At 52.4% G+C, this 26,115-nt stretch carries 28 protein-coding genes; 1 reads left to right on the forward strand and 27 read right to left on the reverse strand.

Annotation, left to right across the window (positions count from 1 at the left end; all coding sequences use genetic code 11):
• Positions 1-11: 11 nt before the first annotated feature.
• The 22 genes from DEALDRAFT_RS03425 to DEALDRAFT_RS03530 form a co-directional block, all read right to left on the reverse strand.
• Complete coding sequence (locus DEALDRAFT_RS03425; protein ID WP_008514908.1) at positions 12-1,127, reverse strand: D-alanyl-D-alanine carboxypeptidase family protein; 1,116 nt, start codon at positions 1,125-1,127, stop codon at positions 12-14.
• 231 nt (positions 1,128-1,358) lie between these two features.
• Positions 1,359-1,787 (reverse strand): GerW family sporulation protein, encoded by a 429-nt coding sequence (gene ytfJ / locus DEALDRAFT_RS03430; RefSeq protein WP_008514909.1) that lies wholly within the window; start codon positions 1,785-1,787, stop codon positions 1,359-1,361.
• On the reverse strand, positions 1,780-2,436 hold the full coding sequence (locus DEALDRAFT_RS03435) for a DUF2953 domain-containing protein (RefSeq protein WP_008514912.1): 657 nt from the start codon (positions 2,434-2,436) through the stop codon (positions 1,780-1,782). Before DEALDRAFT_RS03435 ends, ytfJ begins: the two co-directional genes overlap by 8 nt.
• Positions 2,437-2,627: 191 nt before the next feature.
• Positions 2,628-3,134: an SMC-Scp complex subunit ScpB gene (scpB, locus tag DEALDRAFT_RS03440; protein ID WP_243441133.1), complete on the reverse strand. Its 507-nt coding sequence runs from the start codon at positions 3,132-3,134 to the stop codon at positions 2,628-2,630.
• Positions 3,135-3,151: 17 nt separating this feature from the next.
• Positions 3,152-3,886, reverse strand: coding sequence for a segregation and condensation protein A (locus DEALDRAFT_RS03445; RefSeq protein WP_008514915.1), 735 nt, complete (start codon positions 3,884-3,886; stop codon positions 3,152-3,154).
• A gap of 15 nt (positions 3,887-3,901) precedes the next feature.
• The gene (trpS, locus tag DEALDRAFT_RS03450) at positions 3,902-4,894 is read right to left on the reverse strand and encodes a tryptophan--tRNA ligase (protein WP_008514916.1); all 993 of its coding nucleotides are present in this window, start codon (positions 4,892-4,894) and stop codon (positions 3,902-3,904) included.
• Positions 4,895-4,907: 13 nt separating this feature from the next.
• The gene (locus DEALDRAFT_RS03455) at positions 4,908-5,549 is read right to left on the reverse strand and encodes a site-2 protease family protein (RefSeq protein WP_008514917.1); all 642 of its coding nucleotides are present in this window, start codon (positions 5,547-5,549) and stop codon (positions 4,908-4,910) included.
• Complete coding sequence (locus DEALDRAFT_RS03460; protein WP_008514918.1) at positions 5,542-8,163, reverse strand: CBS domain-containing protein; 2,622 nt, start codon at positions 8,161-8,163, stop codon at positions 5,542-5,544. The genes DEALDRAFT_RS03455 and DEALDRAFT_RS03460 overlap by 8 nt, the downstream gene beginning before the upstream one ends.
• 101 nt (positions 8,164-8,264) lie before the next feature.
• Complete coding sequence (locus DEALDRAFT_RS03465; RefSeq protein WP_040378418.1) at positions 8,265-9,356, reverse strand: 2-hydroxyacyl-CoA dehydratase; 1,092 nt, start codon at positions 9,354-9,356, stop codon at positions 8,265-8,267.
• A gap of 5 nt (positions 9,357-9,361) precedes the next feature.
• Positions 9,362-10,324: an acyl-CoA dehydratase activase-related protein gene (locus DEALDRAFT_RS03470; protein WP_008514920.1), complete on the reverse strand. Its 963-nt coding sequence runs from the start codon at positions 10,322-10,324 to the stop codon at positions 9,362-9,364.
• Positions 10,325-10,371: 47 nt separating this feature from the next.
• Positions 10,372-11,904: a spore germination protein gene (locus tag DEALDRAFT_RS03475; protein WP_008514921.1), complete on the reverse strand. Its 1,533-nt coding sequence runs from the start codon at positions 11,902-11,904 to the stop codon at positions 10,372-10,374.
• Positions 11,905-12,045: 141 nt separating this feature from the next.
• On the reverse strand, positions 12,046-12,696 hold the full coding sequence (locus DEALDRAFT_RS03480; RefSeq protein WP_040378420.1) for a sigma-70 family RNA polymerase sigma factor: 651 nt from the start codon (positions 12,694-12,696) through the stop codon (positions 12,046-12,048).
• 8 nt (positions 12,697-12,704) lie between these two features.
• The gene (gene spoIIAB, locus DEALDRAFT_RS03485; RefSeq protein WP_008514925.1) at positions 12,705-13,145 is read right to left on the reverse strand and encodes an anti-sigma F factor; all 441 of its coding nucleotides are present in this window, start codon (positions 13,143-13,145) and stop codon (positions 12,705-12,707) included.
• 11 nt (positions 13,146-13,156) lie between these two features.
• Entirely contained in the window at positions 13,157-13,492 is a 336-nt protein-coding gene (spoIIAA, locus tag DEALDRAFT_RS03490) for an anti-sigma F factor antagonist (RefSeq protein WP_008514927.1), read from the reverse strand.
• A 262-nt stretch (positions 13,493-13,754) separates the two neighbouring features.
• On the reverse strand, positions 13,755-14,924 hold the full coding sequence (locus tag DEALDRAFT_RS03495) for a D-alanyl-D-alanine carboxypeptidase family protein (protein WP_008514929.1): 1,170 nt from the start codon (positions 14,922-14,924) through the stop codon (positions 13,755-13,757).
• A gap of 101 nt (positions 14,925-15,025) precedes the next feature.
• The gene (locus tag DEALDRAFT_RS03500) at positions 15,026-16,333 is read right to left on the reverse strand and encodes a thymidine phosphorylase (protein ID WP_008514930.1); all 1,308 of its coding nucleotides are present in this window, start codon (positions 16,331-16,333) and stop codon (positions 15,026-15,028) included.
• Positions 16,330-17,511 carry a phosphopentomutase gene (locus tag DEALDRAFT_RS03505; protein ID WP_008514931.1) on the reverse strand — a complete coding sequence of 394 codons (1,182 nt, stop codon included), beginning with the start codon at positions 17,509-17,511 and terminating at the stop codon, positions 16,330-16,332. The genes DEALDRAFT_RS03500 and DEALDRAFT_RS03505 overlap by 4 nt, the downstream gene beginning before the upstream one ends.
• A gap of 15 nt (positions 17,512-17,526) precedes the next feature.
• Complete coding sequence (xerD, locus tag DEALDRAFT_RS03510; RefSeq protein WP_008514933.1) at positions 17,527-18,414, reverse strand: site-specific tyrosine recombinase XerD; 888 nt, start codon at positions 18,412-18,414, stop codon at positions 17,527-17,529.
• 39 nt (positions 18,415-18,453) lie between these two features.
• Complete coding sequence (locus DEALDRAFT_RS03515; RefSeq protein WP_008514935.1) at positions 18,454-18,696, reverse strand: DUF4227 family protein; 243 nt, start codon at positions 18,694-18,696, stop codon at positions 18,454-18,456.
• Between the two features lie 44 nt (positions 18,697-18,740).
• On the reverse strand, positions 18,741-19,865 hold the full coding sequence (gene ald / locus DEALDRAFT_RS03520; protein ID WP_008514936.1) for an alanine dehydrogenase: 1,125 nt from the start codon (positions 19,863-19,865) through the stop codon (positions 18,741-18,743).
• A gap of 30 nt (positions 19,866-19,895) precedes the next feature.
• Entirely contained in the window at positions 19,896-20,528 is a 633-nt protein-coding gene (spoIIM, locus tag DEALDRAFT_RS03525) for a stage II sporulation protein M (RefSeq protein ID WP_008514938.1), read from the reverse strand.
• A gap of 63 nt (positions 20,529-20,591) precedes the next feature.
• The gene (locus DEALDRAFT_RS03530) at positions 20,592-21,119 is read right to left on the reverse strand and encodes an NUDIX hydrolase (protein WP_008514940.1); all 528 of its coding nucleotides are present in this window, start codon (positions 21,117-21,119) and stop codon (positions 20,592-20,594) included.
• Between the two features lie 92 nt (positions 21,120-21,211).
• Between DEALDRAFT_RS03530 and DEALDRAFT_RS17375 the strand changes: the two genes are divergently transcribed.
• A complete protein-coding gene (locus tag DEALDRAFT_RS17375) occupies positions 21,212-21,337 on the forward strand; it encodes a hypothetical protein (protein ID WP_008514941.1) in 126 nt (41 codons plus the stop codon).
• On the opposite strand, the gene DEALDRAFT_RS03535 is transcribed toward DEALDRAFT_RS17375, so the two are convergent.
• From DEALDRAFT_RS03535 to steA, 5 genes are read right to left on the reverse strand one after another with little or no spacing between them, the layout of a single operon-like run.
• Complete coding sequence (locus DEALDRAFT_RS03535; RefSeq protein WP_008514943.1) at positions 21,315-22,412, reverse strand: DUF3866 family protein; 1,098 nt, start codon at positions 22,410-22,412, stop codon at positions 21,315-21,317. The genes DEALDRAFT_RS17375 and DEALDRAFT_RS03535 overlap by 23 nt on opposite strands.
• A gap of 52 nt (positions 22,413-22,464) precedes the next feature.
• Complete coding sequence (locus tag DEALDRAFT_RS03540) at positions 22,465-23,292, reverse strand: hypothetical protein (RefSeq protein WP_008514946.1); 828 nt, start codon at positions 23,290-23,292, stop codon at positions 22,465-22,467.
• Entirely contained in the window at positions 23,289-23,978 is a 690-nt protein-coding gene (locus DEALDRAFT_RS03545; protein WP_008514947.1) for a glycosyltransferase family 2 protein, read from the reverse strand. Before DEALDRAFT_RS03545 ends, DEALDRAFT_RS03540 begins: the two co-directional genes overlap by 4 nt.
• A 7-nt stretch (positions 23,979-23,985) precedes the next feature.
• Entirely contained in the window at positions 23,986-24,777 is a 792-nt protein-coding gene (locus DEALDRAFT_RS03550; protein ID WP_008514949.1) for a copper transporter, read from the reverse strand.
• A 10-nt stretch (positions 24,778-24,787) separates the two neighbouring features.
• Complete coding sequence (gene steA / locus DEALDRAFT_RS03555; protein WP_008514950.1) at positions 24,788-25,909, reverse strand: putative cytokinetic ring protein SteA; 1,122 nt, start codon at positions 25,907-25,909, stop codon at positions 24,788-24,790.
• Positions 25,910-26,115 lie beyond the last annotated feature (206 nt).

Below are 26,115 nucleotides of genomic sequence, written 5' to 3' on the forward strand. Positions count from 1 at the left end.
CTGCTGCCGCATTAAAATAAGCGGCCAAAGAAGTTTCTGAGCGCTCCAAACAATCCCCGGCGACCTACATCGCTTGCCGCAACCAGGGGCACTTCTGCAATACGCTGAGTGCCGAAATAAACCTCCATGGTGCCCACTTCATCCCCGGCAGAAACCGGCGCCCGCAGTGGCTCCGCCACGTTAAACTCATAGCGTAAAACGTCGGCTTCGTTTTCTTTTAACGGCAGTCCCAAATCATTTCCCGCCACCAGAGTGACCCGGTCCGCCGTTCCCCGCTCAACCTGAGCGGTCTTTAAGTGACGTCCCTCTTCCACCAGCGGCTCCCAGTGATAATACGAATATCCGAACTCCATCAACTCAATGGTGTCTTCCCACATTTGCGGCGCATTAAGAACAACGGATACCAGTCCCCAGCCATCCTTATTGGAGGAACCTACAAAGCAGCGTCCCGCCGGGGTGGTCCAGCCGGTTTTTATACCGTCGGCATACTCATACATGTCTAGAAGCTTGTTCTGATTATATAAAATGCGGTCATATGGCCTGCCGGTCCAGGAGATTCTCTTCTCCGAAGTGGCCACCACTTCCCGAAACTCGGGGAGGGACATGGCATAAACAGCAATAATCCCCAGATCATAAGCGGTGGTATAATGGTTTTCCGCTTCCAGGCCGTGCGGATTCTCAAAGCGGGTTTGAGCAGCCCCCAGTTCTCCGGCGCGCCGGGTCATCTGACGGGCAAATTTTTCCACCGACCCGGCCAGATGTTCGGCAATGGCGGTGGCGGCATCATTGCCGGAGCGCAGCATTAGTCCATATAGAAGCTCCTCCAGAGTCTTCTGTTCTCCGGCATCCAGGTCAACCCCGGATCCCTCCACCAGCGAAGCGTATTCGCTCACCGTTACCATCTCATCCAGACGGCCCGATTCAATGGCCAAAATTGCCGTCATTATTTTAGTGGTACTGGCCATGGGCAGCCTCTCATGGGCATTTTTACTAAACAGAATACGCCCCGTTTCCTGATCCAGCAGTACCGCCGCCCGCGCCGTAACGTCCGGCGTCTCCATAGCAACTGCCAGCCCGGCAGGCAGTAACAGGCAGAATAAAAGCAAAACTGCCAGTATTTTTCTCATTCTTTCCCCTCCCACTTATTCACTCAGAAAAGCACGCTTATTTAGCTCCTAAAAAGCGCACTTTACAATACTGGCTTCGTCAAATAGCGTGGCGTATAATTATCTGCCAGTACAAAAAGGCATGAAAAAAACCATGCTAATTTTTATTCGCATGGCTTAAAGAATATGAGATTAAATTTGGGGTCAGGTCGGACATAACGACCTTTCATTCAAATTAAGTTGCCGAAGTTGTTAGATCTGATAATTCATATCACCGTTATTGTTGTCGCCACCGCCGTTTTTCATCATCCCCTGCAGCTGGGTTACCAGCTGAGGCGCCAGGTCAAAGAGACGATCCAGCATGGCATGGCGATCCACCGGCAGCATTCGTACCTGTCCGCCTTTGTTTACAATGAGAAACGCCACGGGCTGCACAGAAACCCCGCCGCCACTGCCGCCGCCAAAGGGTAAATCGCTGCCCTCATGTTTTTTATCGTCGTCATCATCACTTTCAAACTCACTGCCGCCGGCGGCAAAACCAAAAGAAACCCGGGATATGGGGATGATGATACTTCCATCCGGCGTTTCCACCGGATCGCCGATAATGGTATTAACATCCACCATTTCTTTAATGTTTTCCATGGCGGTCTTCATCAGGCCCTGAATAGGATGTTCACTCATCTTTTTTTCTACCCCCTCGAATTATGGTCCATAATAACAACGGCCCCATCACGGTAAAATGGCCGATGCGCAGTGCAATTACCGTATCAAGCTTTACTGCAAAAACAGGTTGGGAACTAAAGTCCGGGTCAATGGTAAAAACCGGTTCCCCGGTAAAATTCAGCCGTTTTTGCACAAACTGTTTCAATGTACCGGTCACAGCCCAATAGAGGCCGCATAGCTGGGCGGTTAGGGCCGCATCATCAACACCGGCGCGAACCCGCAGTACCAATTTCTCCACCGTCAGGGCCCGGGTATAAAAGCGGGCCATAAAACTTAGAACCTGCTTGTTTTTTTGCAGATAGTCCAGGAAAATCTGCAACTTTTCCCAGTGAAACTCCAAAGCCGACAGCTTTTCCTTTTCCTCCCGCACCAATTTGTCCTGCCCCGCTTTTAACTCGGCCTCCAAAGTGAGGTCAAGAGGTGTCTCCTGCTGCAGAATAGGCACCTCTATATTGAAGCGAATCAGCGAGAACAGTGTATTTACACGGATGGTCAGGAAATCATCTTTATTTTCCCTAACAAAAAATAGATTTATGCGCACCGGGACCAGTAACAACAAAAGCATAGTCGCGATATAGAACGGATATAAACTTAAAACGAATTCCATGAAACCACCACATGTATTTTTTTATACCTTACCCGCATCAGCAAAAAGAATACGGCCATAAAAAAAAGCTTGCTCAACAGAGCAAGCATTATGTTAACGAAAATGCGACAGTTGGACCTGCCTGTCCTCGCAGAGGGTCCCCCTGTGCCAACGAAAATGGGACAGTTGACCTGTCCCCCTGTCCCAAATTGTTATTCTTTTAGGGCAGGTTGTGGTAGTTCGCTTAAGTCTTTTAATCCGAAGTATTTGAGAAATTCCCGGGTGGTGCCGTAGAGGATGGGACGGCCGGGGGCATCCTTGCGGCCCACGGTACGGATAAAGCGACGTTTCAGCAGAGTATCCACCACTCCGTCCACCTTTACCCCGCGGATATTTTCCATATCAACCCGGGTTACCGGTTGCCGGTAGGCGATGATGGCCAATGTCTCCAGTGCGGCCTGCGACAGGGTGTAGCTCTTTTCCCCTTTAAACAGTTTTTCCACCACCGGGGCCAGCTCCGGCTTGGTGCCCAGCTGAAATCCCTTGGCAATTTCTGTTACCTGCAATCCCCGTTCTGCTTTGGCATACTCCTCCTGCAGCTCTTTTAGAGCGGCCCGGACTTCTTTTGTTTCAGCCTCCACAATTTCGGCGATTTTATCCGGAGGCAGCGGCTCTTCCGCCACAAACAGCAGAGCTTCAATGAGCGGTTTTAAATTCATTTTCTCCACCCCCAGCATTATGTTCTGCGCATTACCATCAGGCTGCCCAGCGGACCGGACTGCCACACGGTGACTTTGCGCATCCTCACCAACTCCAGCAAGGCAAAAAACGTGACGATAATTTCAGCCAGGGCCGCGCTTTGGGGAAAGAGGGCAAAGAAATCCACCCCATCTTTTTTTCCGCGCAGCGCCTGCAGCACCTGTTTTATTTTATCCTGCACCGTAAACTCATCCGGAGTCACTTCCTGTGGCTGGCGCTGGCTTTCTGCCACCAGCTTCTGAAAGGCCTGCATCAATCCCGGCAGGGTCACGCCGGTTAGGGAAGCTTCTTCCTCCGGGTTGACAAGCACTACTTTTTCACCGGAGAGGGAGCGGACAAAGACACGTTTCTGAGACTGTTCAAACTGGCGCAGTTCATCGGCCACGGAGCGGAAGTGGCGGTATTCCAGCAGGCGCTGCACCAGCTCTTCCTGGGAATCAATGGCCAGCATACTTTCTTCCAGCTCATCTTCGGCCACAACGGTTCCCGGCAAAAGCCGCTTTGACTTCAGCTTCAACAGGGTGGCGGCCATCACCAGAAACTCCGAGGCTATCTCCAAATTTAAGTCCTGCATGGTTTGCAGACAGCTTAAATATTCTGCGGTAATATCTTTGATGGATACCTCGTAAACATCAACCTCCGCTTTCTCAATCAAGTGAATGAGCAAAGCAAAGGGTCCCTCAAAGGCAGGTAACTTTACATGATATTCCATCGGCCTCTTCCTCTCCTACAGGTTAAGATTCATAACCTCACGCACCGTCTCCATGGTTTCCGCCGCCACCTCGCCGGCCCGTTTGGCGCCGTCTTCCAGGATGCCGCGGATATCGTCCTTTTTGTTGGCCAACTGCTGGCGTCGTTCATAAATGGGTTCCATAAAACCCTGCATGCGCTCGCCCAGCTGCTTCTTGCACTGCACGCAGCCGATTTCCCCTTTTCTGCACACCGCCTCCACCGTGGCCACCTCAGCACCGCTGAAGAGATTATGGAAGGTAAATACGGTACACACATCCGGGTTACCCGGATCCGTCTTTTTAATGCGGCCCGGGTCGGTTACCATCTGGTTTACTTTTTTGCGCAGCACATCGGGGCTCTCCGACATTTCAATGGTATTGCCGTATGATTTGCTCATTTTCCGGCCGTCAATGCCGGGCAGCAGTTTTACTTCATTTAACAGCGTTTCCGGTTCGGGGAACACAGCTTTGTTGTACATAAAGTTAAAGCGGCGGGCCACTTCCCGGGTCATTTCCACATGGGGGGCCTGGTCTTCACCCACCGGCACCGCATCGGCGCGGTAGACCAGGATATCGGCGGATTGCAACAACGGGTAGCCCAAGAAACCGTAGGTGGCCAGGTTCTTTTCCTTTAGCTGCTCAATCTGATCCTTATAGGTGGGGACCCGTTCCAGCCAGGAAAGGGGCGTAATCATGGAAAATAACAGATGCAGTTCCGCATGCTCCTTAACGTCGGACTGGCGGAAAATAACGTTCTTTTCCGGATCAAGGCCGGCGGAGAGCCAGTCCAACACCATCTCATAGGTGTTTTCCCGCAGCTGTGAGGTATCTTCGTACCCGGTGGTCAGCGCGTGCCAGTCCACCACGGAAAAGAAGCAGCGGTACTGATCCTGCAGTTTTACCCAGTTATCCAGAGCACCCAGCAGGTTGCCCAGCTGCAGCCGGCCGGTGGGGCGCATGCCGCTTAGAATTGTTTTTTGCTGTGTCATCTTCAAACTCCTTTCAGAAGCCGCCTGTTAAAAGCGAAACTATTGTAATTATGACTGCATAAGCACCGTTAATCAATGGACCCAAGATGCGCCACAAAGTTCCGGTGAAAATTAACAGAATTAAAACCAGCGGGCCGTACTGTTCCAGTCGGCTGAACTGGTATGCCGTCTGAGCCGGCAAAAAGTAAGAAAACACTTTTGAGCCGTCAAGTGGTGGTAGTGGGAGCAGATTAAAGACACCCAGAATCACATTATAAAATAAAACCTGCTGCATCAGGGCCAACCCCAGGCCTCCCAGCTGGAAAGGCAGGGTCACAATCAGCAGGGCGGAAAGCAGGGCCAAAATAAAATTGGTGACCGGCCCGGCCAACCCCACCAAAAACATACCCCGCCGACGGTCACCCCGGAAATTCATGGGATTTACCGGAACCGGCTTAGCCCAGCCGAAGCGAAACAGCACCAGGGCCAACAGCCCCAGGGGATCAATGTGTTTGATGGGGTTTAATGTCAGCCGGCCGTGGAGTTTTGCCGTGTCGTCTCCCAAACGGTAGGCCACATAACCATGGGCCAGTTCGTGCAGGACTATGGCAATAAGAATTGCCGGTATGCGCAGCAAAAGATCATTTGTAGCAAACTGGCCAAGCAAATTAGGCATTGTTTCTCTCCCTCGCAGCAAGCATTTTTTTGGCCATAGCCAACTCTTCTTCCCGGTTCTTAACTTCACCGTTTAAGCGAGCGGCGCGGATATGCGAAAGCACTTCCTGAAAACCGGGTCCCGGTTTAAAGCCCAACTCCCGCAAGTCATGGCCGCTGATATGCGGCTGGATATGACGTAGTTTTTCCCAATACAGCGCCGTACTCTCCCAGATGCGGCTTTGTTTGCTGTCGGCCTGCAGCAACAGCAGTGTTTCCACCGGTTGGCCTGAAAATAACCGGTAAAGCTCGCTGGGCTTTAAGGCATTGGCCAAAAGCTTCTCTTTTAATCTGGGCACCGCTTCCACAGCGGCCAGGATAGGTTCCCGCTGTTTTTGGGGCAGACGGAGGCGGCGGCAGATATGCCTTGCTTCCTGAAACGGGGCCTCCAAAAGCAGCGCCGCCAGGTACAGGTTGCCCGGCACCACTTCGGTATCAGGCCAGTTGCGGTTTGCCCAGTAACACATCTCTCTGGCGGCAAACAACCGCTCCTGCAGTGCATCGCTGAGACGAATGCCGGGGAAAATCATGGGAGCAATATTTAAGGTAAAATAGCGAATCAGAATTTCCGGCGCCTTTTCTTCCTGCAGCGCCAGCACCAGCTCATCATGCAGCCGCTCCTTGCTTACCTTCTCCAACACCCGGGTCTGGGCCGCATTTTCCATTAAAGATAGTGTGGTCTCCTCCAGCCGGAAACCAAAGCGCTGTTCAAAGCGAATGGCCCTTAAAACCCGCAGCGGATCTTCCACAAAACTTAAATTATAGAGAACCCGGATCAAACCCTTCTCCAGGTCGCCAATTCCGTTAAATAAATCAATCAGTTTGCCAAAACCCGGTGAGTTTAAACTGCAGGCCAGAGTATTAATTGTAAAATCCCGCCGGAACAAATCATTCTTCAGACTGCTTTGCTCCACTTCAGGCAGCGCCGCCGGCCGGGCATAAAACTCCTGCCGGGAGGTAACCAGGTCTATGTGGATGCCTTCGGGCAGCACAATGGAGGCGGTGCCGAACTTCTCATGGGAAGTTAAGCGACCACCCAGCATTTTGTTCAGTTCTTCGGCAAAGGGAATGGCTGCCGGCTCCACCACCAGGTCCAGATCATGGTTTTTGATATTTAAAAGTAAATCCCGGATAAAGCCGCCCACGGCAAAAACTTTGACATTTTCCTTGTCTGCTTTCTGGGCCACCAGAAGCAGCAGGCTCTGGATTTTTTTTGACAGGCGGCTGTTAATCAAAGGCGTCAGATCATCACCGGCGGCAGGAAAGGTGCAGCTGGTAGCACAGCGTACCTTCTCCGTTCCTTCCAGGTTGCGCAATACATCGGTGCGGGTCACAATGCCCACAATGGTCCCTTCATCTGTAACAGGAAGGCGGCCCAGGTTATACTCAATCATCAGCTGCTGAATTTCCCTCACCGGCGTATCGGCAGGCACCGTACGCGGGCGTTTGCTCATATAGCCTTTAACCGGCGCATGGCCCAGTCCATGATGGGAGGCCTTCTCCAGGTCCCGCCGGGAAATAATCCCCAAAAGACCGCCGTTTTCCACCACGGGAAAGCCGCTGTGCCCGTAGCGCAGCATCCGCTCCCGCGCCTTGTCCACCGTGGTGTCCGGCGTAATGGACCGCACCGGCTCCGACATAATATCGCGGGCGGTTTTAACAGGGGAGATTTCTTTGTAGAGAGCATGAACCAGCGTCTCCAGCACGTCCTCCAAAGTTGTTTCTTTTAAGGTAGCCGAAGCAGCATGCCGGTGGCCCTTGCCGTTTAACTTGGCCAGAATTTTTCCCAGGTCCACCTGTTCAATGCGGCTGCGACCCACCACATAAACCCTCTCCGCCATGGATACCACAGTGAAGATGACATCCACATCTTCAATTTCCATCAGCTTATGGGTTAACAGCGACAGGCCGCCCACATAATCGGGACAAGCCGCCACCGCCACCGCCACCCGAACTCCGCGTAATTCGTGATATTGGGTGGAGGATAAAAGTGCGTCCAGCACAACACGCTGTTCATCGCTTAAGGGACGGTTGAGAAACTGGTTGACAACACGCAGGTTGACGCCAATCTCCCACAGGCGGGCCAGGGCCGCCACGTCCCGCGGTGTGGTGGTATCAAAGGTCAGACACCCGGTGTCCTCATAGATTCCCAAAGCAAAAAGCGTGGCTTCAAAGGAGGACAGGGGAATGTTGGCCGCATAAATTTTTTCCAATAAAATTGTGGTGGTGGCGCCCACCTCTTCACAGACGGTATGCTCGGTAACGATATCTTCATCCGTATCGGGATGGTGGTCGTACAAATGGATTTCCTCCAGGGTATCCAATACCCCGGTAAAGGGCCCGATGCGGTCTTTTTGCCGGGTATCGGTGACCACCAGCATATTTATTGCTGCAACATCTATGTCTTTTTGCGTAGCCAGCTGGAACGTATCCTTATAGAGGGAAACAAATTCACGCACATTAAGGTTTAGAGTTCCCGGGACAACCAACTGCGCCTCCGGATAAAGCTTTCCGGCAGCCACCAGTGACGCCAGCGCGTCAAAGTCTGCATTTTTATGTGTGGTGATTGCCTGCAAAGGCTTAGCCTCCCTTCAAATCCTTCCCCATTATACCACAAATCCCCTGCAGACGTAACTGTCAGGAGGGGAATAAGAAAATGAGCGGACAAGCCGCTCATTTAGCCCAATTTTTCCTGAGTTTTACGCTGTTTCAACAAATCCAGAAACGCTTCCAGCCGGGTCCGAAAACCTGCTTCGCCAGACTGCTCGTCCAAAGAGAAGGAAATAAGGGGAATGCCCTGCTCCCGGCTCACCGTGGGCAGAATGCTTTGCGCCACAATCTCCGGGGTACAGGTAAAGGGCAGGATGTGCACCACCCCGTCAAAACCCCGCCGGGCATAGCGAACGGTATCACCCACCGATTCCCAGCCATGTCCCCCCACAAAATGCTGCAGATAGGGAGCCGCTGCTTTTTTGGTGTCCTTGCTGCCTTTTAACCCAATAGAGCTTAAAACCAGGTGCTCCTTGATCCAATGAGACAGATAGATGGAACGGTCCACCTCTACTCCCATTTCACCCAGCACCTTCTCCATCTGCAAGTTGGCAAAGGGCTCCAGCACCATATAAATTTCGCCTATAATACCGATGCGCAGCACTTCTTTGTCGTGCTGCACCGGGACTTTATTAAGAAGCTCCAGCCCCTGGCGCAAACAAGCACTGGTGGCGGCGGGGGTGCGGGCTTCGTCCAGAAGTTGCAGGGCCTGTTCATAGGCCCGGGTGGTGTCCCCTTTTTGCAACTCCCGCGGCCTCACCTGCAGGGAGCGGGCATGGATGGCATCCATGGCTTTAACTTTACGCCAGGCATTATGGAGCGCCCGCATAATATGGGGCCAACTGCGCTCTCCGCATAACTCCTTTAACTTATCGGTGAGCTCACTAAGCTGCCCCTGGGGCGGCTCCAGCACAATCATTTCAAAATCATAGCCCAAGTCCAAAAGAATCTCGCGCTGCACCTGCGCATAGTAGCCAAAACGGCAGGGACCGGTTCCGCCGGCCATGACAATGGTGTTTGCTCCTTCATCCAGCGCCTCGATAAAGTTTCCCATATTAATCTTTAAGGGAAAACAGGCAAACTCCGGCGAATGCCGCACGCCCAGAGTAATGGTTTTTTTGGTAATGGGCGGCGGCGGCACCACCTCCAGCCCCAAATCAGTCAAAAGCCCTTTGATGGCTATGGACATATTCCCCATATGGGGAAAAGTGACTTTCATCTTACTCATATTGCTTCCCTCCAGCGCAGCATGTCCACAAACGCTTCCAGGCGGGTGACCACGCCGGCTTCACCGGTATGCTCATCAATAGTCAGCAACAGAACCGGGATTTTTTTGGCCCGTTTGTAGACACGTTCAACCATTTCACAAACCAGAGAATCTGGTCCGCAGCCAAAGGAGGCCACCAGCACCATTCCCTGAATTTCACCCTGTTCGTGCAGGTGCAGAGCCGCACCCATCAACTCTTTACCGAATGTCCAGAAAATATCTTTCTGCAGGCTGTGAGTGCCACGCTTAATTTCCTGGGGTCGCAGCATTTCCGAAGTAACAACGTCCACACCCATTTCACGCAGCCGGGCCAGCAAATTCATACTGATATATGAGTCATTTAAGTTATAGGCGTGGCCCATTACTGCTACCCGCACATTGCCGCCGCCGGCAGGTTCCGTTCTCTTTTCCAGAATATCCCGCGGTGTGTAACCCTGACGCAGTTTTGCTTCGTATTGCTCCTGGGCTTTTTTAGCTGCAGCCAGAGCTTCTCTGGCCTTGGCCGCCGGCTGCCCGAAGCGGGAAGCCAGCTTAAGCAGGCCCTTATGCGTCTCCTGATACTTTTGGTGAACGTTAATTTCCACATCCAGCATTTCCGGCAGGTTGTCAACGCAAAACCGGGCCATCTCCGGCAGCCCCAGGAATTTAGGGCAAAGATATTTTTTGCGCTCCACCGATACTATTCTGGGAGCAAAAATGCAGTCTACCTTTTTATCACGCAGATTGGCCAAATGACCGAGATAGAGCTTCACCGGCAAACATGCTTCGTCCACCGCATCGCGAACTCCCTGGTCCAAAATGGCCTTGGTAGTTTCATCCGACACAATCACTTCGGCACCCAACGCGCGAAAAAAAGCTTCCCAACCAGGATAATAATGGTAGTAAAGCAGGGCGCGGGGGATGCCCACTGTAACACTCATCTTTTTCCTCCAATCCGATTCCTTTTACATAATTCTTCATGCATTGCTTATTTCTTCTTTTTTCGACCTTTTTTTTCATTACCAATCTGTTTGCCGCTCTCTTCTGTGGTTATCCTGTCCTGATCCTGGGTCTTTAAAATACTGGGGCGCTTTTCATGGATGGGGACCGGGCGCCGCATAATAATACTCCACAATGCTTTCATGTTAAACGGCAGCAGCGGCCACAGATACGGCACGCCAAAGGATTTATTGGTTGCCAGGCGGATAAAGATTATAACCAGGCCGCCAATAAAGCCGGGTAGTCTAAAGAGGCCCGTCACCACCAGCATAAACAGATGCACCAGGCGGTTTGATAAACTAAGCTCATAGCTGGGAGTGGAAAACATCCCCACCGCCGTCAGGCCGCCGTAAAGCAGCACCTCCGGCGTAAAAATCCCCACCTCAATGGCGATTTCCCCGATTAACAGGGCGGCAATCAGACCCATGGCGGTGGCCAGCGGATCCGGTGTATGCACTCCGGCCATGCGGATTAAGTCAATGCCCAAATGGACAAAAATAAACTGGATAAAAAGCGGCACGTTGCCCACTTCTTCCGGCCCGATAAAATCCAGCATTTCCGGCAAGAGCTCGGGATGCATGGATACCAGTAGATAAAGGGGCGCCAGAAACATGGAAATAAAAATCCCCAGAAAACGAATCCAGCGCACATATACACCGGAAAGTATACTCTGTCGGTACTCTTCGGCGTGCTGGACATGGTGGAAAAAAGTAGCCGGAGCGATAATGGCTGCCGGTGAAGTATCCACCATCATAATTACATGCCCTTCATACAAATGCATGGCCGCCACATCAGGCCGTTCGGTGTAGCGCACCAGCGGAAAAATGCTCCAGCGGCCTTCCACAATGAATTCCTCAATGGATTTTTCCGCCATGGGCAAGCCGTCAATATCAATGTTGTCCAATCTGGTTTTAACTTCTTCCACCAGTTCGGGATCAGCAATATCATTGATGTAGAGGATGGCCACATCAGTTTTGGAACGACGTCCCGCTTTAATGGCCTCCACCCTCAGTCCCGGGTCACGCACCCGGCGCCTGGTCAGGGCGATATTAAACATCAGCGTTTCCACAAAACCGTCACGGGAACCACGGGTCAGCCGCTCCGTGTCCGGCTCCTCCGGGCCACGAACGGGAAACTCCCGGACATCCATAATAATGGCTTCTTTTTCGCCATCCAAAAAAATTATCATCTGCCCAACCAACATCTGGTCCATAAGCTCCGAGAGTTGGTCGCTGGTTTCAATCTCCAGATAGGGGATTTTTACCCGTGTTAACTTTGTAAAGGGATCGGGGAAAATATCTTCCCGATTCAATTGGGTTAAATTCTGTAATATTAAAGTGACAACATCACCATTGGTAAAGCCGTCGATAAAAACAAGGGCGCCTTTTTTGCCGCCGATGGTCAGGCCCTTAACCAAAACATCAATGGATATGCCGATACCCAGCTTTTCAGTAAAAAAATCCAGGTTTTCCTCCAGATGGGGACTAACAGTTTCCGGCGGGCCCACTGTCTTGCGTGCCATTTTTTCACCTGCCTGTCTGATAAAAACCCTCCATGCGGAGGGTATTGCGGTTATTTTTCCCCATCTGTAATAATAATATAACGACCTTGCAGGCAAGGCCGTTAATATTTAATAAAAATATCTGGAATTTGGGTAAAAAAATTATTCCTCTCCGGCCAACTCCACTTTCAGACGGGCCAGGACTTTTTTCTCCAGCCGTGAGACATGCATCTGGGAAATGCCCAGGATTTCCGCCACTTCCTGCTGTGATTTATGACGGAAAAAACGATACAGCACAATGCGACGTTCCCTTTCCGGTAAATCGGTGAGCGCTTCGCGCAATGCCACCCGATCCACCACCTCATCAGTCTCGGCTTGGGTTACCGCCAACTCCGCAGTTTCTCCGGGAACCGCCGCATCCAGAGAAACCGGGCTGCGGACGGCATCCAAAGCCATTAACAACTCTTCACGCCCCAACCCGCTGGCCGCCGCCAGCTCGCCCAAAGTGGGCTGGCGTCCCAAAGCCTGTTCCAGTTCGTTTTGTACTCTTTTTATCCGGCCGGCCTGGGTTACAAGGGAGCGGCTGAACTTCATTGCACCCTGGCCGCGTAAATACATTTTTATCTCCCCGGCAATCACCGGCACCGCATAGGTGGCAAAAGCATTTCCCCGGGCCGGGTCGAATTTTTTCAGAGCTTTTAACAAACCAATACAACCCACCTGAAACAGGTCGTCGCTTTCGGCGTATTCGCCCTGATAGCGTTTGACCAGGCTATGAACCAGGGGCAGGTGTTTCTCAAAGGTTTCCGCCATAACAATCACTAATCATCAAGGCCCGGCTCTGCCTGGCCGAAGATTTTTACCATGGAAACAGTGGTTCCTTTATCCGTTTCCGACGTCACTGTAAACTCATCCATAAAATTTTCCATGATGGTAAAACCCATGCCGGAGCGGTCCAGTTCAGGCTTGGAAGTAAAGAGAGGCTGTCTGGCCTGGTCTAAATCGGTGATACCCACACCATGGTCTACCACCGTTACTTCCAGCCGCCTGCCCGCCAGTGATGCGGTAACATAAATGGTGCCGTCGCCGCCTTCATAACCGTGAATCACCGCATTGGTAACCGCTTCGGAAACTGCAGTTTTAATGTCGGAAATTTCATCAATGGTGGGGTCGGCCTGAGCGGCAAAGGCGGCCACCGTAATCCGGGCAAAGGCTTCGTTTTGTGATTTACTGGGTATTTCCAGTTTCATATAATTATCCATCTGTTTCCCCCCTACACATTCTTCAGGGCTTCCGCTTCCGAAGCGAATACAGGAATTCTGCTCTGCAGGCCTGCTAAATCAAATACACGGCTCACCCGGGGGCTCAGGGAGCAGGCCAGGACTTTGCCGCCCTTCTCCGAGATTAACTTATAGCGGCCCAAAACCATGCCCAAACCGGAGCTGTCCATAAACTGCACCCCGGAAAAATTAAAAACCACATTTTTAATATGCTCAACGGCAAGCTTGCGATCCAGGCGATCGCGAATGCCGTCCACCGCATGATGATCCAGCTCACCGGTCATCCGCACCACCAATGTATTGCCTGCCCGTTTCATTTTTATGTCCACACAGGCGCCTCCCTTGTCGATTAATTCCACATTGCACTATTCTACATGCAAAACCCAACTCCTGCATATCTTTCCATAAATTTGCGACAAGGGTGGGACAAGGGGACAGGTCAACTGTCCCACTTTCCCCGCGTTTACATCAATAAACATGAGACAAGGGGGACCCTCTGCGAGGACAGGCAGGTGATTTAGTCTCACCACGGCAGTTTAAGGTAAAAAACAAGCGTGATGGCTGCTACCATCACGCTTCTTGGAAGTTTAATCAGAGTCCGAAGTTAACCCATTTGTGCATAAAGCGGCCAAAGAAGGTGAAGATGTTGGCCCGGGAAACCTCTTCTGCCGGCACCAGAGGCAGTCGGCCCACCTCGTTACCTTCCGGGGTTTTAACTATCAGAGAACCCACCGCCTTGCCTTCCGGTACCGGGGCGGGCAGCCTGGTTGGCAATGATACTTCCAAATCCACCTCATCCTGCTGTGCTTTTTCCAAAAGCAGTGACAGGTCATCGCCGGCTACAATATCCACCTCCGGAATAACTCCTTTGTCCACCATAACTGTGCCAAACACTTCCCCTTTTTGGGCAATGGGCACAGACTTATAGTTGGCAAAACCATAATCAAGCAGCGTTTTCGCTTCATCAAAAAGGGCAGGCCGGCCCGGCGCCCCCAGAATTACTGCCATAAAACGGGTATCACCGCGTTTGGCAGTGGCTGAAACACAGTTTCCCGCCTCAGAGGTAAAACCGGTTTTCAGGCCGTCACCACCATCGTAATAGCGGACAATACGGTTGGCATTGCTCAGATAAACCCCTTCTTCTTTCTGGATCTTGCCTTTTAGGAACTCTTCATCCATCCAGATGGTAATCCATTCGTGAATTTTCGGGTAGCGCAGAAGCTCCCGGGACATCAGGGCAATATCGTAAGCTGTGGTATAGTGATTTTCGTCATGCAGGCCGTGGGGGTTCATGAAATTGGTATTATTCATGCCCAGCTCCCGCGCCTTCTCATTCATCTGGGTCACAAAGGCGTCGGCGGAACCGGCCAAAAACTCCGCCATGGCCCAGGAACCGTCATTGGCCGAGCCTACCCCAATACCAATCATTAAATCTTCAAAAGTAATCCGGTCACCGGGAGAGAGGAAAATCTGTGAACCGCCGTGGGCAGCCGCCGCTTCACTGACGGGAACCAAGTCGTCGGGCTTAACCTTTCCTTCCTCCAGCGCTTCCATGGCCAGCAGCATGGTCATAATTTTTGTTACGCTGGCAGGATAGAGCTGTTCATGAATATTGTTTTCATATAAAACTTCTCCGCTGCCCACATCCATTAAGAGTTGTGCTTTAGAGCTAAACTCAAACTCCGGCGCAGCCGCAGCAGTTCCGGCACCCACCATTAGCAACAGGACAAGCAGCAAAAGCAAAACCCTGGGTTTTTCCAAGGAAATTCCTCCTTTAATAATAGTTATTACATCTTTTGTATTTTTCGGCATCAGAAAAAAAATATACCGCCCGTAGGCGGTATATTAAAAATTAGTCGATTCTATTTGGCAACCCGCTCGATAATCAGAGATTGTGGTGCCGGCGGCTTTTCTGAGAAACTATAAGCATCAGAGAGCTTCTCCAGGGCGGCTTGCAGTTTGTCCCGGTGACTGCCTGACACTTCGGCCAGCACTTCGCCTGCCTGCACCTTTTCACCGCGTTTTTTATAGAGCCGGATTCCGGCCAGAAGATCGATGTCGTCACCTTTCTTTTCCCGGCCTGCGCCGGATAAAACGGCGGCATTTCCCACCGTGCGGGCATCCAGCCGCCCAATATAGCCGTTCTGCGGAGCAGTTAGAGTCAGCCGGTGGGGCGAGCTGCCCAGCAGGCTTAAATCATCGGCTACACCGGCATCTCCGCCCTGTGCTGTCACAAACCGGCGAAACATTTCCAAAGCGCTGCCGTCGGAAAGAGATTCCTGGAGGCTCTTTTTGGCCTGATGACGGTCCTCCATAATACCGCTGCCGGCCAAAAGCTCCGCACCCAACTCCAGGGAAAGCTCCCTGAGGTCGGCGGGGCCATGACCCTGTAGCGTTTCAATGGCTTCCGCCACTTCCAGATGATTACCCACAGCATGGCCCAGGGGCTGATCCATATCGGTGATTAGAGCCACCGTTTTGCGGCCCAGTACCGAACCGATGTCCACCATGGCCTCTGCCAGCTGCCGTGCCTCTTCGGCATCCTGCATAAAAGCGCCGCTGCCCGCCTTTACATCCAGCACAATGGTGCCGGCGCCGGCGGCTATCTTTTTGCTCATCACAGAAGAGGCAATGAGGGGAATGCTGTCCACCGTGGCGGTAACGTCCCGCAGCGCGTAAAGCTGTCCATCGGCGGGCGTCATTTCCGGGGACTGCCCCATCACCGCCACTCCCAGTTCTTTGACTTGCGCCATAAACTCCCGGCGGCTCAAGTCGGTGCGAAATCCGGGTATACAGGCCAGCTTATCGATGGTGCCGCCGGTATGGCCCAAGCCGCGCCCCGACATTTTTGCCATGGTCATGCCTTTTGCCGCCACCAGCGGCAGTAAAACCAAAGTAGTCTTATCCCCCACACCGCCGGTAGAGTGCTTATCTCCCACCGGGCGAAGAAACCCGCTAAAATCCAGTGTTTCTCCGGAGTTGACCAAAGCCTCTGTCAGCGCCGCCGTTTCTTTTGCATCCATTCCCTGAAAGTAGATGGCCATTAACAGCGCAGAAACCTGGTAATCGGCGATGCTGCCCTGCAGGTAGTGCCGGATAAAAAAGCTGATCTCCTCCGGCGATAATTTAGCCCCGTCCCGTTTGCGCAAAATTATATCTACTGCTCTCACCGCGTCTTCAGCCCAATCTCAGCGCTGAAATCCGTTCCTGCCTCCAGCGGTTCCGCACCCAAAAGTGCCGCCACCGTAGCTCCCAGGTCGGCAAATGTGGCGCGAATACCCAAATTTTTGGGCTCCACCTGTTTACCGTAGGCCAACAGCGGCACATACTCCCGGGTGTGGTCGGTATGCGGGAATGTGGGGTCACAACCGTGATCCGCCACTATAAAGAGCACATCATCTGCCCTCATCCTGTCCAGCACATCACCCAGCTGAGAATCAAAGCGCTCCAGCGCCTGCGCATATCCGGTGGCATCGTTACGATGGCCAAACACCATGTCGAAATCAACCAGATTTATAAAAAGCAGGCCGGTTGCAAAGCGTTCCATGGCCTCCTGCAGCTTAGCCATGCCGTCATCATTATTTTTGGTATGCAAAGACGTGGTAATGCCCTGTCCGGCAAAGATATCAGGGATTTTCCCGATACCCACCACTTCATGGCCCGCCGAAACCAGCTTGTCCAGCAAGGTAGGCTGGGGCGGTTTAACGGAGTAGTCTTTGCGGTTGGGCGTGCGCTGAAAGTCACCCGGTTTTCCAGTAAACGGACGGGCGATAACCCTTCCCACCGCATGCTCATCCCGCAAAAGATTACGGGCCGCAGCACACCATTTGTACAACAACTCCACCGGCACCACATCTTCATGGGCGGCAATCTGAAAAACGCTGTCGGCGGAAGTATAAACAATGGGCCGCCCCGTTTCCATATGCTGCTCACCCAGTGACTGGATTATTTCGGTACCCGAAGCTTTGATATTGCCAAGCACCTTTCGGCCGATGGCCGCTTCAAAGGGCTCAATAATTTCCGGCGGAAAACCGGATTCATAAGTGGGAAAGGGGTTGTCCAGGATAATCCCGGTCATTTCCCAGTGACCGGTGGTGGTGTCTTTTCCTTGGGAGCGCTCTGCCATTTTGCCGTATGCTCCCGCCGGATCCGAAATGCAGGGCACTCCTTCCACGGCGGTTAGGCACCCCAGCCCAAAAGACTGCAGTCTGGGAACATTTAAGCCGCCGGTGGCCTTGGCAATATGGGCCAAGGTGTTGCTGCCGGCGTCACCATAAAATGAGGCGTCGGGAAGTTCCCCCACGCCTAAACTGTCAAGAACAATGCACAAAACCCGTTTGATTGTCACGATAATCCTCCTAGGTTATGCCCGTGGATGGCTTTTTTCGTACACATCCCGTAATTTATGTTTTGTCACCTGTGTATAGATTTGGGTGGTGGAGATGTCGGCATGTCCCAGCATCTCCTGGACAGACCGTAGATCCGCACCGTTTTCCAACAGATGGGTGGCAAAGGAGTGGCGCATGGTATGGGGCGTTATCTCCTTTGTTATTCCGGCCCGGGTGGCATATTTTTTAAGTATTTTCCAAAAACCCTGCCGCGTCAGCCTGTTGCCGTGCTGGTTAACAAACAGGGAGGCTTCACCGGCCTGACGGACCAGTTTGGGGCGTCCTTCGTTTAAGTAACGGCCCACATTGCGGATGGCCACCGACCCCAGAGGGATAATTCTTTCTTTGGAGCCTTTGCCCAGGCAGCGAATAAAGCCGGCATCAAGATTCACATCGCCGATATCCAGGGACATTAGCTCAGAAACACGGATTCCGGTGGCATAAATTACCTCCAGCATCGCTTTATCACGAATACCGGTCACCTGTGTCTGATCCGGCTGCTCCAGCAAAAGATCCATTTCCTGCGGGGTAAGTACCCGCGGCAGCTTTTTCTCCAGCTTGGGAGATTCCAGCTCGGCAGCGGGGTTTTCCACCAAGTGCCTTTCCTGAAACAGATAGTTATAAAAAGAGCGGATTGACGCCATGTTGCGGGAGAGTGTGGACGTCGCCTTGCCCATGTTCTGCAGGCTGAGCAAATATCCCACAATATTGCTGCGGGATGTTTCCTCCAGGGAAGTGATGCCGTTTTGTTTCAGATATGTATAGTATGTACGTAAATCACGGTTATACGACTCCAGCGTGTTTTTTGCCAGACCCTTTTCTACAGATAAATAATGAATAAAATCCCTTAACGTCCTGTCCATTCATGCTCTCCTTTACTCTCTACCTTTCTTACTCAAAAATCATAACCCGTTTTGGTAGAATTCATGTACATATTGTAAAAATCGTGGAATAGTACGGCTTAACTGCCCGTTTTCCTCCGTTTCGGCAGAAACCTTCAGCGCTTCGCCCCGTGGTTTTTGATAATGCACCGCCTGCGGTTCGATGACACGCAGTGCATAATAATGTATCAGGGGCAAAAGCAATAGCAGCAGGAGTATAACCACAGCGAGACGGTAAACTTTTTTCCCCAGCACTATTATCATCGGCAAAACCTCCTCCTACTTAATGGTATGGAGGGAGTTTTTTTTTAGAACTGCTGCAGCACCCGATTCAAAGGAGTGTAATCCATATTAACCGCCTCCGCCACCGCCGGGTGGACGAAGTGTCCGTGAACCACATTGGCTCCGGCGGCCAGCATCTCATTTTCCGCAAAAGCGGCCTTATAACCCTTATTGGCCAACTCCAGCACAAAACCGGTGGTTACATTGGTCAGGGCAAAAGTGGCGGTACGGGGCACAGCGCCGGGCATGTTGGGCACAGCGTAATGAAGCACGCCATGCTTTGAATAGGTGGGGCTGCTGTGGGTAGTAACCCGGTCTATGGTCTCAACGATGCCACCCTGGTCAATGGCCACATCAATAATAACTGCACCGGGCTTCATGGTTTTTACCATCTCCTCCGTCACCAACCGCGGGGCCCGGCCGCCGGGGAGCAACACTGCACCAATTAGCAGGTCTGCATACTGCACCACCCGCTCCAGGCTGTAACTGTTTGACATCAAAGAAACAATGCGGCCGTCAAACAATCTGTATATTTCACGCAGGCGTTGGCTGTTGATATCCAGGATGGTTACCTGCGCCCCCATCCCGATGGCTACCCGGGTGGCCGTAACTCCCACTGTTCCGCCGCCGATAATAACCACATCAGCCGGCGGCACGCCGGGCACCCCGCCCATCAATACGCCGCGGCCGCCGAAGGTACTCTCCAGAAGGCGGGCACCGATTTGGGTTGCCATGCGGCCGGCAATCTCACTCATGGGCTCCAGCAAGGGCAGCGAACGGTTGGGGCCCTCAATGGTCTCATAAGCCACCGCCACCGCTTTTTTCTCCGCCAGCACCCGGGCCAGCTGAGGCACCGCAGCCAGATGCAGGAAAGTTAAAATAATCTGACCGTCCTGGATCAGCTGGTACTCGCCGGGCAGCGGCTCTTTTACCTTGACAATCATCTGTGCCTCTTGCCAGAGGGCTTGTCCGCTTTCAAAAATTTCAGCTCCCGCCTGCCTGTATTCCTCATCGGAAAAGCCGGCGCCAACTCCCGCGTCATTTTCCACCAGGACACGGTGTCCGCTTTGGGTCAGCATTTGTACACCGGACGGGACAAGGGATACTCGCTTTTCGTCTTCTTTGATTTCTTTTGGCACCCCTATAATCATCTGGGTCCCCCCTTTAGTAGTTCATGTGGGTTATAACACTGAAACCACCGCCCGCATAAACACCGGAGTAATGGTGGTCTCCACCAGGCTTCCGGCCAGAAAAGCCAGGGCAATGATTAGCATGGCCATTGTATACTGAAAAAAGTAAGTACCATAAGGAAAGTTTTTTTTGCTCACCCGCCGCTTAAATAACAGCAGCGACAATGAAACGGCAAACACACCGGCAAAGATGGTTGCCGGAACATATATAAGGTTTTGCGGCAAAACAGAGCCCAAAGAGAAGATAATGCCGCGCATGGCATTTTGCTCCGCCAAAAAACCCACGGTAAAACCGATGGTAAAGCCCCGGTAAAAGATAATCCCCAGGGCGAAAATAAACCCGAAAAACAGGTTACCCAAGAGCCAGAGGGCCAGCACAATCTGGCCGTTGTAGAGCAGTGAACGCTGCAGGACCTGCATCTGATCAATGGGATGCTGTTCCGTTAAATAATCAACAAAACCATAGAAATAATCGTTTAACTCCATAACCTGCCCCTCACCCAGCAGGCGAACCGAGAGCGAGCCGGCCACAATACCCAGTGTAAAAACCAACAACACCACCAGATAAATACCGACCTGTTCCCGCACATGGCTTTCAATAGTTTGGCGCAGATTCCGCAGCACGTGTCTCCCTCCTTGTCCATTCGGGACAGTCTATGCGGGAGAAGTGCCGTTTATACGTATGTATTAGAGGTTGAAAATACCTGCCGCCAGCAAAAGGGCTACCAGCGTCTTGCTGTCTTCGATGTCGCCGTTTCTGGCCATGGACACAGCTTCGGCCAGAGGAAGGCGAAAAGCCTCCAGAAACTCCCCTTCGGGCCTGGCCACATCAACCTTCTTTAAACCGGTGGCCAAAAAAACATACATCTTCTCCGAGGCAAAACCGGGAGACGAATAATGAAAGGAAATTTGCCGCAGCTCATCTGCCGCCATACCCACCTCTTCTGCCAGCTCGCGGGCCGCACAGGACTGGGGGCTTTCCCCCTCATCCAGCTTTCCCGCCGGAATTTCCAGCAGTTCTTTTTCAATGGGCTTTCTGTACTGGCGGACAAAAAATGCTTCCCGGTTATCGGTGACCGCCAGGATGGCCACCGCGCCCGGATGTTCCACCACTTCCCGTTTGGACATGGAACCATCCTGCAGTTCTACATCGTCCACTCGGACATTGATTATTTTGCCGGAATAAATGCGTTTTGTTGCGGTAGTCTTCTCCATGAACAGCCTCCCATGCATAAATTTACCAATAAAACATATACTATAGAACAATTAAGGACATGCCATGCCTGTCCGATAATCAGGAGGACACCATGCAAATTATCACTAAAAAGGACCGTTTTATCTTTACCGGAACCATCCGGGAGCTGCGCTTTTTTCTGCGCAACTTACCTGCCGACATCACGCTGCGCCAGTTTATCCAGTCCCGGCTCCACTAAATACCGGCCCGGCCAATTTTGCCAGATGATATCCGGCGGCACATACCGTAAGAAAGAATCCCGGATCCTCATGGAGAGAGCGCCCCATGGTGGAGCATAATTTTTCATCAGCTGCCAGATGATCCAGTGACAAATTTTCATAACGGACTACCCGGTGCTTTTCCTGTAGTCCAGACATCTCAAGCTGATTGTTGATTAATGCTTCGTCCTCCCCCTTAAAGCGAGGCAGGGGCAAATCTGCGGAAACCAGGGCAGCCTTAGTCAGGGCGGTCAGCGTATGATGGGAAAAACCCTGATGGCGCCGGCGGGCATCGGCAAAACTGATGCGCGGCACCGCCACCGCCCGGCCTGCCAGAGAATGGACCCGGTTAATATTCTCCCCCGCTTCCAGGCCGCTGAAACCATAGGGCGTGGCCGTCCCCGCCACACCGGGACCCATGCACACAATGGCGGCATCTGCTTTTAGCACATGCCGGGCAGCCAACAGGCCGCTGTGGACGTTAACAGCTTCCAGGTCGCCGCCAAAAGCATGTCCGGCGGTAACTGTTCCGCAAATAAGCTCTTTTGTTTGTAAAATATGTATGGTTTTACTAAAGAAAGCCGGCAGTGCCCCACCGTCTGTCATCAGATAGGCAAGGCGCAAATCCGGGTTTTCTTTTTTTATGGTTATAACCAAAGGCGCCAGCATACTGTGCAGTTCGGCCACCGCCACCGGCATGCCGGCAAGCGTTGTTGCCCGGGCCATCACCTCATGATGCGGTGACGCCGGTTCCTCCACCGACTGAACGCAAACCTGCAGCGGCGTGTAGCGCAGTTTCATAATATGGCCCTCGCCGTGAGCAGGCTGGTCTGTGTTGGTGAGATTATAATAAACAAAGTGATATCCGCCGCTGCCCAGCCCCAAATCCACCGCCGTGGTGTTTAGCACCACCCGGTCCCCGGTTGAAACCGACCCGGTCAGCGCCGGATAGTTAATGGCTCTACAGGTTTTTCCCTCCACAGATACCTCCAGCTCCTCAGACTGAGGAAGCTGCTTTTTAACCTGCAGAACTTCGGCCACATTTCTCGCAAACATGCCGCACCTCCTTTATCTTTCTGCAAAAAAATAGCTTTTCCTCCTCTAAAAGCTATTTTTCCCATTGTTGGCGTCCCAAATTGTCTAAAAAGCTCAAAAACGGGTTGGCAGCAATTATCCGGGTAAAGGAGAGCCGTTCCGCCAGCAGGTGGGCCAGTACCAACAGCAGGAAATAAAGTGCCTGAATCCAGGACGGTGCGGTGAGCACCACCACCAGGCCCAGCATCCCCCCTAAAGCATTGGCACCCACATCACCCATCATACCTCTTCCCGACAAATCCCAGGGTAAATAAACAAAGGCGGCCAAAAGCAGGGGAAGCAAAAGCAAGACTCCCGCCTCTGCTGGAACCAACACCATATAAACAAATGCTAAAAGAAAAAAACCCTTCAGGGAGCGACCCGGCCGCAAATCCAGCAGGTTTAACAAATTTGCGGAAAGGGCTACAATGGCGGCCCGTAAAAAGACCAGGAGAAAAAATCCCGGCAAACCGGTTACAGCCCACAGCGCCACCACAAAACCCAGTACCGCTTTAATCAGGCCGGTGGTTATCTCGCCGTTAAACACCAGGCGGCGAAAATGTCCGCCAAACCCTTTACTGCTGCCGTCTCCCCAAACATCATCCAAGAGTCCCAGAATTCCCAGGCCTAAAACCACAATCAGGCTTCTGTCCACAAAGTCGGCAGAAACCAACTCTGCCCAGCGGGCCCATCCGGCGGCAATTAAAAATACCGGCAGAAAAATACCACCCATGCTCTGCGGAATGGGACGCCCGCGAAAATTTGTCTCCAGATGCCCGGCCAGCCGCAGCATATCCGCCCACACCGGCAAAAGCAATACAGTGGCGGCCAGAGTAATGACAAGATAGAAAAAAAGTATCATCCGATTTTCACCCGCTGCCTGAGCCACAGACGGCACAAAGTTCGGGAAACCTGGATAAACTGCCGGCCCCGGTGCTTAAAACCCTGCAAATCACGGCCCGTTTCCCGGTGGGTCATAACCACCGGCACTTCCTTTACCCTAAACCCGTTTTGCACGCACTGGACCGTGAGCCCCACCTCCACGCCAAATCCGTCCAGTCCGTATTTGGCCTGTTCCCAGACAGCCCGCTTCAACACCCGCTGACCGGAAAGAGGAGCTGCGGGACGATAGCCCGACAACCGGTTGATACCAAAAGAAGCCAGCTTCTTTACCAGGCCCACACCTCCCGGCCGTAATGAACGGGGAAACTGAGCCACCACCATATCCGCCTCATCGGCCAGCACCGGCCCCATTAATTTGCCAAACTCTTTGGCCGAGCCGCCTAAGTCTGCATCCACAAAACACAGCACTTCACCCTGGGCCACCTGCACCCCCTGGGCCAGCGCATTGCCTTTCCCGCCGTTTTGCTTTAGCCGCAGCACAATATCGGCACCGGCGCCATGGGCACATTCTGCCGTATTATCCTCTGACGCGTCATCCACCACAACAATTTGGGCAATCTGCTCTATGGACTTTAGCGCGCCAATGGTTTCTGCAATGCGGTCTGCCTCGTTAAAGGCCGGAATAATGGCGGTTACTTGCATCATCTGCACCTCAGTAATCGGCGATAAACTGATCCGCCGCTGATTTAATTCCATAGTTGCCGGCACTGCCGCGCAGCACCGATAACAGCGAAAACTGGCCAAAAACCGTATCCACATTATCAACGGTGGAAAGACCCGCTTCCTTTAAACTCTCTAAAACCGAATCTTCCACCTCGCTGTATTCCAAACCCACCAAAGTTACCTGTTCATGATTAAATGTCTCAATCATTTCCTCCAGCAAGCGCTTTTCCACCATCTCCTGCTCACCCAGCATCAAAATTACGGCCTGGGGTGGATTGGGGGAATAGTACTCCAGAAAAATTCGCCCCTCTGCCAAATATGAATCCAATTTATCGTGTTTATTACCCTCAGTCAAAGACATGGCCAAAGCCAGCCCCAGACCCTCAGCATAGGCCAGCTCCTCTTGGCCCTCCACCCGGATTATACTGCAGACATCCGCTTCCGCATCCCGAAGCACTCCCAGCACATCCTGCGGCAGATTGGTACCATGATAAATAACAGATACCGGTTTATCCCTAAGCAGACCGCTGACCACATTGGGGTAGAGCGCTTCCTGATACTTTTCCCACCAATACAAATCCCGGGTCAGGGACTGTACCTTGGCTTCCATGGCCTGGGCCTGTTCCCGCAGGCTTCTTTGATCCCGGGCCATTTGTTCGATGAGCAGACGCTGCTGAGTCACCAGCATATCGTCGCTTAATCCGGTGCCGATTAATATACCCAACCCCAGGGCCAAAAAAACCGCCACCAGGGATATGATATGATCTCTGAAACGAAACATAGCACCCTCCTTAAAGCCCTACCAGTCTGAGACGCATGGCAATCAGGCCGAAAATATGGCGCACCGTGGGATTGGCCAGCGCCAATGCCACTGCCGGGATACCGGCGGCCAAAGTCAACAATACCAGGGAACGGCCGGAAACACGGCTGCGGTACAGCTGGCTCACGCCACGGGCATCCACCAGACGGTTGCCCACCTTCAGACGCACCAAAAAAGTGCTGGCCATCCCTTTACGCCCCTTTTCCAGAAAATCAATCATATTGGAATGGGTACCGATGGCGGCAATGAGCTTGGCTCCCCACTCATAGGCCAACAAAAAAGCTATATCTTCACTGGTCCCGGGGGCCTGCACAGTGGTGGCCGCCAAATCCAGGCTGCGGATGCGCTCCATACCGGGAGCACGGCCGTCTCTGTAAGCATGAACCACCAGCTCCCGCGCTTTTTTAAGGGCCTGGTCACTGATGCTGTCCATATCGCCCACCACCAAGTCCGGTGTGTAACCATACTCCAAAAGTGCATCGGCCCCGCCGTCCACTCCCACCAGCACCGGCCGCACCTCATCAATATAATGCTTCACCGCTTCCAGGTCTTCCCTGTAGGACTGGCCCCGCACCACCACCAACACGTGTCGGTCCGCAAAATCCGTCTTTAGCCTGGGCAACTCCAGGTTGCCCAGAATCAATTCCTTCTCCTTTAAGGCATAGTCCAGCGTATTTTGCACAAAAGAGTCCAGCATTTGGGTCAGGTTCTCTTCAGCAACCCTCATCTGCTCTTTTATCAAAGCTGCATCCACCACGCGACCGCGGCCCAAAAATTCAGAACCACGCCATATTCCGTCCTCCCGGACAGTGAGCCGGTCATTATCCCCGACTTTTTCAAAAAACTCTTCTCCCAGCTGGTCCAAATGAAAAATCTTGGCCGCCGCCAATTTGGCCGGGCCATTATTGGGGTAACGTCCCGTCATGGAAGAATCGGCATTAATAACCGCTTTGACTTTCCTGGCACAAAGCGATTCCGCAGCCAACTCATCCAAATCACGATGAGCAATAACGGCAATATCCCCCGCCACCAGCTCATCCACCAGCTTCTTGGTTTTTTTTCCTTTTTTGGCCGGACCGAAAATCCTTGTCATACCACAAAAAGCCCCTTTTACCGCTAAACTCTTTTTCTTAGTATGTAACTCCCGTTTCTATTTAAACCCTTTTCCCACAAATAAAAAAATGAGACAAAAAACCTACCTGTCCTCGCAGAGGATCCCCTTTGTCTCAAATAAAAATGGGACAGAGAACCTGTCCCTCTGTCCCAAAAAGTGGGACAAGGGGACAGGTCAACTGTCCC

Origin of the sequence: Dethiobacter alkaliphilus AHT 1 (genome assembly GCF_000174415.1) — a bacterium.
Lineage (GTDB): Bacteria > Bacillota > Dethiobacteria > Dethiobacterales > Dethiobacteraceae > Dethiobacter > Dethiobacter alkaliphilus.

Bases quoted from the DNA above. Each gene is read 5' to 3' on its own strand.
- DEALDRAFT_RS03425 (WP_008514908.1), bottom strand. From the start codon at position 1,127: ATGAGAAAAATACTGGCAGTTTTGCTTTTATTCTGCCTGTTACTGCCT.
- ytfJ (WP_008514909.1), bottom strand. From the start codon at position 1,787: ATGAGTGAACATCCTATTCAGGGCCTGATGAAGACCGCCATGGAAAAC.
- DEALDRAFT_RS03435 (WP_008514912.1), bottom strand. From the start codon at position 2,436: ATGGAATTCGTTTTAAGTTTATATCCGTTCTATATCGCGACTATGCTT.
- scpB (WP_243441133.1), bottom strand. From the start codon at position 3,134: ATGAATTTAAAACCGCTCATTGAAGCTCTGCTGTTTGTGGCGGAAGAG.
- DEALDRAFT_RS03445 (WP_008514915.1), bottom strand. From the start codon at position 3,886: ATGGAATATCATGTAAAGTTACCTGCCTTTGAGGGACCCTTTGCTTTG.
- trpS (WP_008514916.1), bottom strand. From the start codon at position 4,894: ATGACACAGCAAAAAACAATTCTAAGCGGCATGCGCCCCACCGGCCGG.
- DEALDRAFT_RS03455 (WP_008514917.1), bottom strand. From the start codon at position 5,549: ATGCCTAATTTGCTTGGCCAGTTTGCTACAAATGATCTTTTGCTGCGC.
- DEALDRAFT_RS03465 (WP_040378418.1), bottom strand. From the start codon at position 9,356: ATGAAAGTCACTTTTCCCCATATGGGGAATATGTCCATAGCCATCAAA.
- DEALDRAFT_RS03470 (WP_008514920.1), bottom strand. From the start codon at position 10,324: ATGAGTGTTACAGTGGGCATCCCCCGCGCCCTGCTTTACTACCATTAT.
- DEALDRAFT_RS03475 (WP_008514921.1), bottom strand. From the start codon at position 11,904: ATGGCACGCAAGACAGTGGGCCCGCCGGAAACTGTTAGTCCCCATCTG.
- DEALDRAFT_RS03480 (WP_040378420.1), bottom strand. From the start codon at position 12,696: ATGGCGGAAACCTTTGAGAAACACCTGCCCCTGGTTCATAGCCTGGTC.
- spoIIAB (WP_008514925.1), bottom strand. From the start codon at position 13,145: ATGGATAATTATATGAAACTGGAAATACCCAGTAAATCACAAAACGAA.
- xerD (WP_008514933.1), bottom strand. From the start codon at position 18,414: ATGGACAGGACGTTAAGGGATTTTATTCATTATTTATCTGTAGAAAAG.
- DEALDRAFT_RS03515 (WP_008514935.1), bottom strand. From the start codon at position 18,696: ATGATAATAGTGCTGGGGAAAAAAGTTTACCGTCTCGCTGTGGTTATA.
- ald (WP_008514936.1), bottom strand. From the start codon at position 19,865: ATGATTATAGGGGTGCCAAAAGAAATCAAAGAAGACGAAAAGCGAGTA.
- DEALDRAFT_RS03530 (WP_008514940.1), bottom strand. From the start codon at position 21,119: ATGGAGAAGACTACCGCAACAAAACGCATTTATTCCGGCAAAATAATC.
- DEALDRAFT_RS17375 (WP_008514941.1), top strand. From the start codon at position 21,212: ATGCAAATTATCACTAAAAAGGACCGTTTTATCTTTACCGGAACCATC.
- DEALDRAFT_RS03535 (WP_008514943.1), bottom strand. From the start codon at position 22,412: ATGTTTGCGAGAAATGTGGCCGAAGTTCTGCAGGTTAAAAAGCAGCTT.
- DEALDRAFT_RS03540 (WP_008514946.1), bottom strand. From the start codon at position 23,292: ATGATACTTTTTTTCTATCTTGTCATTACTCTGGCCGCCACTGTATTG.
- DEALDRAFT_RS03545 (WP_008514947.1), bottom strand. From the start codon at position 23,978: ATGATGCAAGTAACCGCCATTATTCCGGCCTTTAACGAGGCAGACCGC.
- DEALDRAFT_RS03550 (WP_008514949.1), bottom strand. From the start codon at position 24,777: ATGTTTCGTTTCAGAGATCATATCATATCCCTGGTGGCGGTTTTTTTG.
- steA (WP_008514950.1), bottom strand. From the start codon at position 25,909: ATGACAAGGATTTTCGGTCCGGCCAAAAAAGGAAAAAAAACCAAGAAG.